Below are 7560 nucleotides of genomic sequence, written 5' to 3'. Positions count from 1 at the left end.
TTGCGGTGTCAGTCTGTAGAGCGACCATAAGACCAGAACAGAGTAAATCTGTTAAGGCAGGTGCGAAAAATCCTTCGGGAAAGAAGCAGAAACCCAAATCGTGAGGTTTGGGAATCGCCGTCCGTTTTACGGCGGCGAGGATGTCAACGCAGTAAATACTGCAATCACATACAGTTCCTCGATTCTAACCGAAGTTCAGAAAAATTTTTCGTCAGACTCAGGAACTATCTAGGCTCCACTACGAACTTCCCATCGAGATAATGGCGATTAAATTGGTATGCCTTGGGCTAATTCCGACTCTAATTTGGCCAGAATTTTGGGTTTAAGTTCCTCCAGTTTCTGTTTTAACGTCTGCTTGCTAATTTGCGGGCTGCCCACTGGAGCTAATTGACTATCTCTCACCCATTGCTGCAAAATTTGGCATTGATTGGCGGGAATACTAGCGGTGATCACATTTTCACAGATTGGGCCACCTTCGAGGGAGAAAAATAAAATCCAGTATTGACCGGTTTCGCCGAGGGTTTTGGTCATTTTTTGACCCTGGGGGGTTTTTAAGTCCAAATAACAGGGCAACCAACGGGGACCCTGTTGACGATGATAGAGGACAGTAATCCAGAGAATCATCGGGTGGGGTGTGGGTAAGAAGAGGAATTGATTATAACGGACACTAGCAACCCGGACGGGGATATCTTCTCGATCCAACATTACCCATAAACTGGCAAAAACGCCGTCGGCAGCCTTGATACAGCGTGGGAAGACGATTTTTTGGCGCGGTTTATCCTCGGGCCAAATGGATTTGAGACAGATATCCTTGGTATTCGCGACAGCAAGACCGGTTCGATCTAAATCTTCAAGGGTTTTAGTTTTGCCAGTGTCATTATCGGTTTTTTTGACTATTTCATTTTTAACTAGGGGTTCGAGTCGTTCGAGAAGTTGTAGTATATCTGTAATACTTTGCGGTCGATCGCTGGGTGCTTTGGCTAAACAGCGCAGGATTAACTGTTCTAATTCTGGCGGTAATTGCAAGCTAGGATTAAAGGGACGGGGTTCAGCGTAGTGGTGAACCTCATACCAACCGCCAAAGGAAGAATTATCGGGAAAAAAGGGCGTTTTTCCCGTGAGCATCTCGTACATCACGATCCCGAAACTGTAGATATCGGAACGATGATCGAGTTCTTTACCTTCCATCTGTTCTGGGGAACAATAGGCTAAGGTTCCCATAAACGATTGGGTTTGGGATTCTCCCGACTGGATGAGTTTAGCGATGCCAAAATCGAGAATTTTCACCAATTCTCCTAATCCTGAGTCCTGAATCACGATAATATTGCTAGGTTTGATGTCCCGGTGAATAATCGGACAGATATCGCCTTGGAAGATAATACCCTTATGAGCGCATTCGATGCCGAAACAAATCTGACGGGTGAGATGAAAGAAGCGCGAGAGAGGCAGCGGGTGATATTTGATGATTTCTCCTATGCTTTCCCCCTGCAAAAATTCCATGACGTAGAAGGGGACTTCCTTTTCATCTATACCATAATCACGAACTTTAACAATATGAATACTTTTTTCGCCTAAAAGTGCCGAAATAGTTGCCTCTCGCTCGAAACGCTCACGCATTCTTTTGTTGAGGAGAGTTTGCGAGAGAAATTTCACTGCGACGGTTACGCCACCTAAGAGTTTATCTTCCGCTCGATATACTTGTCCCATGGCACCGCTACCGATCAACTCGACGAGTTGGTATCGATTGGCAAGTAGGCGCCGATGTCTAGATTCTGCCGACATAGCTAGGCTACCGTTTTAATTATAGTGAGTCTGATGGAGAGAGTTTTTTTAAGAACCGCCCTCCTAGCGAGGGGGTGAAACGAACCACAAAGACACAAAGGACACAAAGATCGATCGATCATATAGTAAGTTAAACTTATCACACAGAACCTAGAAGAGCCGGCTAAAAGCATGATTGTTAATATACATTGTCAGGCATTTTTAGTCATTGCCTCTCGGATAATTAATTTTTGGGGGTTGAAAAAATGAGAAAACTAAGTATAAAGTAGCATAAAATCTCTAAATAGACCATTTAATTGATTTTTCTCCCTCCTAACTGCTGCCTACTGACTCCTAAACAACTAATACAGGCCAATCCCTAGCCCCTGGGAAACTTTTTTGCCGAAAGTGACCGATCTGCGTAATAATTCTTTAATAAAGATTTGTAAACTTGAAAATGATTATCCCTTCGCAGTGCTAGAGATTTAATGAGACGACTAATTGCGATCGAAAAAGCTCTGCTCATCGGTCATATTGTATCGATGGCTTTTGGACTAGCCGGATTGTTGCTAGTTCTGCCCCATCCCGAATTTGTGGCCAATTTACCGGATTTTGGCAAAACCGCCTTTGCTTGGTCAATGGCTGGGGGGGGTGTGGTGTATATGGTGTTAGGAATGGCAGCGGTGGCTGTTTATGCCTATCGGACTCTAGGAGTGTGGCACTGGTTAGGATTCATGGTTCCCGCTATCAGTTTATCCCTTTGTAGCGAACTATTAGGAACCAGTACCGGCTTTCCTTTCGGTCATTATCGTTATCTTTCAGGCTTAGGTTACAAAATTGCGGGTTTAGTCCCCTTTACTATCCCCCTATCTTGGTTTTATCTCGGTTTTAGTGCCTATATCATCGCTCGTGTTGGTTTATCCACTCTTGCTATACCCCAGTGGCTACAAAATCTAGGATCGATCGCTATCGGGGCGGTATTATTAACTTCATGGGATTTTGTCCTAGATCCGGCCATGAGTCAAACTACCATGCCCTTCTGGATTTGGGAACAACCGGGGGCTTTTTTTGGGATGCCCTACGAAAATTTTGCCGGTTGGTTTGGCACGGGTTGTGTTTTTATGACGGTAGCCACTTTAATTTGGCAAGTGCAACCGGTGAAACTGCCAAGTCAAGATTTAACCCTACCTTTTGTGATGTATTTGGGTAATTTTGGCTTTGCTACGGTCATGAGTATCGGTGCTGGTATTTATCCGCCGATTTTCCTAGGATTGCTCACCGGTATTCTGCCTTTAATACTCCTCTATAATCGCGCCAAGGCTGTTGCTTCCGGGCAAACAGTGCCGACAAGCGAAGTAACAACCCTAAAAATCCCCGTTGTTTCGGTGAGAGGAGCCAAATAAGTTGTTAACTGAGATAATTCTCGGTGCATTCTGCCTGGGGCTACTGCTGTCTCAGGCTGTTGCCTTTTTTATCCTTCTTTCCCGTCTGCTGAAAGGGGCGCGTCGTCGTCCTCCCCTGACTCCCCAACCCCCCACCCCGGAGATGTTAGGGACGGTAAGCGTGATTGTGCCGACATTAAACGAAGTGGCCAGGATTGACGGTTGTTTACAGGGATTGAGTCAACAGAGTTACGAAGTGCGAGAAATTCTGATTGTCGATAGCAATTCCCAAGATGGTACGCGGGAAAAAGTCAAAGAGATGGCGGCAAAAGACCCCCGCTTTCGCCTGAAAACCGATGATCCTTTGCCCTACGATTGGGTAGGTCGTCCCTGGGCGTTACACAATGGTTTTTTGTTTAGTTCTCCTGAAAGTGACTGGATTTTGGGCATTGATGCCGATACCCAACCCCAAGCAAATTTAGTCGCTAGTTTGGTCAAAGCTGCGATCGCAGAAGGTTACGATTTAGTTTCCCTGTCGCCGCAATTTATCCTCTCCTATCCGGGAGAATGGTGGTTACAGCCGGCTTTATTGATGACTTTGCTCTATCGCTTTGATGCGGCCGGAGTGCGCGGGCAAGATCCCGAACGAGTCATGGCCAATGGTCAATGTTTTCTCTGCCGGCGGTCAGTTTTAGCGGCTTTAGACGGTTATAGCGGGGCAAAAGGTTCTTTTTGCGATGATGTCACCCTGGCCCGTCTAGCGGCAACGAAAGGCTATCGGGTGGGATTTCTCGATGGGGCGAAGTTGATTCGCGTGCGGATGTACGAAGGACTTAAGGAAACTTGGCGCGAATGGGGCAGATCTCTTGACCTCAAAGATGCCTCCTATCAGGGGCAATTATGGGGCGATTTAGCTTTATTAGCTCTTACTCAGGGATTACCGATAATTATCACCCCTTTACTGCTCACAGCTTTGATTTTTGGCTACGATTTCCTGAGTTTAAAAATTGTCTTAATTTTAAACCTGCTGCTGTTATTGATTCGTTTTGCCCTTTTATTGGCTGTCTCTCCTAGCTACTATCGCGGCGAAAAAGTCAATCTATCTTCGGGATTATTTTGGCTATCTCCCCTCGCGGATCCGCTGGCAGTTATCCGCATTTTTATCTCTGCTTTTACCCGTCCCCAAAGTTGGCGCGGTCGATTGTATTAAAAATATGGCTCTCTTAGGTTTGGTGGGTAAAATGGATTCTAAGATACAGTCCTGCTGGCGAGGGAGTGGAAGGAACCACAAAGACACAGAGGACACAAAGATCGATCCTATGTAAGTTAAACTGATCACACAGAACCTAGAAGAGCCGATAAATTAGGCTTTTAGTCATCACCTAAAATCATGGCTTCGACTTCCTGTTTAGCTTTTTCTAGGTCGTCTTTGGCTTGTTGTTGGAGTTGTTTGGCTTGATTACGAATTGCCGTGATATGCTCACTAATTTCGATTTGTTTTTCAAGAGGAGGGATAGGAACAAATAATTTTTGTATATCTTCAAACTGTAAACGAGGAAGGGTATTTCCTGACATCAAATATTTTGTTTGTGCTACAACAATTTTTGAACGCAAAAAGTTAGCGATAAACTCATTAGATTCACTTTTGCTATACAAAACATGAAATTCAGTAGAGCAGACACCATTTTTATCGGCATAATAAACTTTATTTAAATATGGTCGTAATTTAGGAAATAAAATATCATTTTTAAAGAAAATTGATGCACTGCTTACAGATTCTTTTAAGTCAGTATTTAATAAATTTCCAGTGTTGCTTTCAATGTTTTCCATTCCTACATAAATTACATCTTTATCAATTACGCTAACTTTAGAACTTCTAAAAATAACTATTTCGCGCAACATCTTCACAGGAAAAACACTATTTTTAACAATATTTATCGCAGTTAACCTTTCTTTTTGATAACTATTAGCATCAAACCTATCGCCTGATACTTCGCTTAAATTACGGATAAAAATTCTGTTTTTAATAGTGTTTTCTTCGGGTTCGGGTAACTCAATCCCCAACTCCCCTAACAGATAATCATCAATACTTTCAAGTAATTGCTGTGCTTCCAGTTCTTTTTGTTTTTTAGCCGCATAAGCATCATCCATTTGTGAAATAATTATTTTTTGAATATTCAAATTTGGAACAGGTATATTGATTTTACTTAAGTTGTAAGGACTAATATGTTTATTTGTCGCTCCTGTTAAACTTCTTTGCATAATTTTTTGACCAATTACCAAAGAAAAAAAGCATTGAATGTACTTAGGTTCTACAGAATTTTCAAGTCTTATTAACAAGGTATCTGCTCCAATGACTATATTTGGAAGTTCTACATCAATTGTTGCAGTATCTCCAGCATTAACACCAGATCGAACAACTAAAACATCTCCAATACGGGGAAAAATTTCAGTAGAAGATAATATTGAAGAATCAAGAAAAACAGGACTATTGCTAATATCTATTCCATCTGGTCTTATATTTTGAGACCTTAATAACTGTATGCCTCGATCTACATAAATTCTTTTATGCTCAGGTGGATGTATTATACATTTTGAAATATTATTCAACTTTTTAGTTTCATAAATATAATTAATTCCTCTCAAGGAAGGAAGGTAATAAGTTGGATCAAGTCTTTCATCTATCTCGACTAAATTAACTAAAAATATTTTATCTTTATCCACATCAAGACCTAAAAAAAAACCATCCTTTCCTGACTCTATCGACTCAATAAACCGCGCAAGCTCCCGACCAATAAAATCTAACTCATTATTATTAGTCGGTTTACCCGTTGCATCATAACCAATATCTTCGGCAATTGCCATAAAAATCGGATAATCTTCGATTACTTTTTGCTTTTCCTCCGCATACTTATCACTCAAAGACTCCTTTAAAGCCTCAATTTGGTCATTATATTCCGCCGTGACCGACTTTTTCCACTCCTTATAAAGCTCCGAATCTGTCAACGCTTTACCGGACAAATTTTGAGCATTATCAAAACCTCGTAACTCCTTTAAATGCCGCTTCTTATTATTTTCAATCTTATCCAATAACTTTAAATAATCATTGCCTTGCTTAATTTGATCCTGTAAAGCCAGTTTAGCCTGTTGAATACTTTCCGTTACTGCTTGCGAATGCTTCTTCAAAAATAAAACCGAACTTTTAACCCCCGCTCCCGTTGCCGAAAAAGCCGTCTGAGGCAACGAAACCACCGCCACAATGCGATATTTTTCCTCGATTCCCTCCCTGACATACTGCAAACTTGAATTAGTCAAAATACCATCAGGAACCACCATCGCTAAATAGCCACCTTCCTTTAAAAAACGATGACATTGCTCGAGAAATAAAACTTCTGTGCTTTGGCTATCCCGCTCCGTTGTCCTACTTTTAGGATTTAACCAATCTACCGCCTTCATCGCAAAGCCATATTGGGATATATAAGCCTGTTCCGTTTGTTTAATAACCGAACCAAAAGGCGGATTAGTAATAATAAAATCAAAGCGATTATATGTAAAGCCTTTATTTTCTGTCCGTTTAATTAAATCTTCGCTATCGCGTAAACCATCCGCCGCAATTACATTAGTATGACCATCATCATGGATAATCATATTCATTTTGGCAACCCGAGCAATCTGTTCATTAATTTCAATGCCAAACAAATTACTCTGAGCAAAATTATGCCAATGCTGATAATGTTGATTATATTCTTTCGGATTCGTTTTATAATTGGGATAGTATTCATTGGCCTCCTTACGAACCTTCTCTAACGGATGAAGCAGAAAACCACCGCTTCCACAAGATGTGTCTAAAACTAAAGAATTGTGCTGGATGGGTAGCACATCCACAATAAACTTAACAATTGGTCGAGGTGTAAAATACTGTCCAAAATCTCCGCGAAAAAATGACCCCATAAACGTCTCAAAAGCTCGACCCTTACTATCTAAGTCTGTTTCGCCTAAATTAATACTTTCCAAATAACCCACCACCGTCCGCAACTTCTCTGGACTTAAGCGAATATCATCCTTAAAAACTTCTGCATCTGCTCGACGGCCTTCTTCATATAAAGCCTTAATGCGCTCACTTAATTGCTTATTTTCCCGTTGCTTTCTTTCCTCCTCTTTTTCATTAGCTTTAGGAGCAACACTAAAGATCTGAAAATCGTAGGGTTCCCCTACCTTGCGAGCTTTCTTTTCATCCCAAATTTTACAAAAAATCAGCTTATCTAACTCGTCAAAAGCTTCCGAGGGATTCAACCCACATTCCGCACCCTAAGCTGTCACAGAGAGAAATTACGGAGAGAAAAAATCAAAGTGAGCATAAAAATAAACATAAGGAGCGAAAAAAGGCATTTGAGAAACAGTAAAGCACCAAAAATGG

Annotated in this window: 4 protein-coding genes; 2 read left to right on the top strand and 2 right to left on the bottom strand. The window is 41.5% G+C overall.

The genetic code is table 11. From position 1 onward, the window contains the following. Positions 1 to 267: 267 nt before the first annotated feature. Positions 268 to 1782: a serine/threonine-protein kinase gene (locus IQ224_RS19580; RefSeq protein ID WP_194033383.1), complete on the bottom strand. Its 1515-nt coding sequence runs from the start codon at positions 1780 to 1782 to the stop codon at positions 268 to 270. A gap of 467 nt (positions 1783 to 2249) precedes the next feature. Between IQ224_RS19580 and cruF the strand changes: the two genes are divergently transcribed. Both cruF and cruG read left to right on the top strand, forming a co-directional pair. Further along, the gene (cruF, locus tag IQ224_RS19575) at positions 2250 to 3164 is read left to right on the top strand and encodes a gamma-carotene 1'-hydroxylase CruF (protein WP_194033382.1); all 915 of its coding nucleotides are present in this window, start codon (positions 2250 to 2252) and stop codon (positions 3162 to 3164) included. 1 nt (position 3165) lies between these two features. Then, positions 3166 to 4353 (top strand): 2'-O-glycosyltransferase CruG, encoded by a 1188-nt coding sequence (gene cruG, locus IQ224_RS19570; protein WP_194033381.1) that lies wholly within the window; start codon positions 3166 to 3168, stop codon positions 4351 to 4353. A gap of 161 nt (positions 4354 to 4514) precedes the next feature. On the opposite strand, the gene IQ224_RS19565 is transcribed toward cruG, so the two are convergent. Next, positions 4515 to 7436, bottom strand: coding sequence for an N-6 DNA methylase (locus IQ224_RS19565; protein ID WP_228036322.1), 2922 nt, complete (start codon positions 7434 to 7436; stop codon positions 4515 to 4517). Positions 7437 to 7560: the final 124 nt, after the last annotated feature.

Source organism: Microcystis sp. LEGE 00066 (assembly GCF_015207925.1).
Taxonomy (GTDB): domain Bacteria; phylum Cyanobacteriota; class Cyanobacteriia; order Cyanobacteriales; family Microcystaceae; genus Microcystis; species Microcystis ichthyoblabe_A.
Note: the sequence above shows the minus strand (reverse complement) of the source record. Positions and strands in the feature narration are given on the sequence as shown.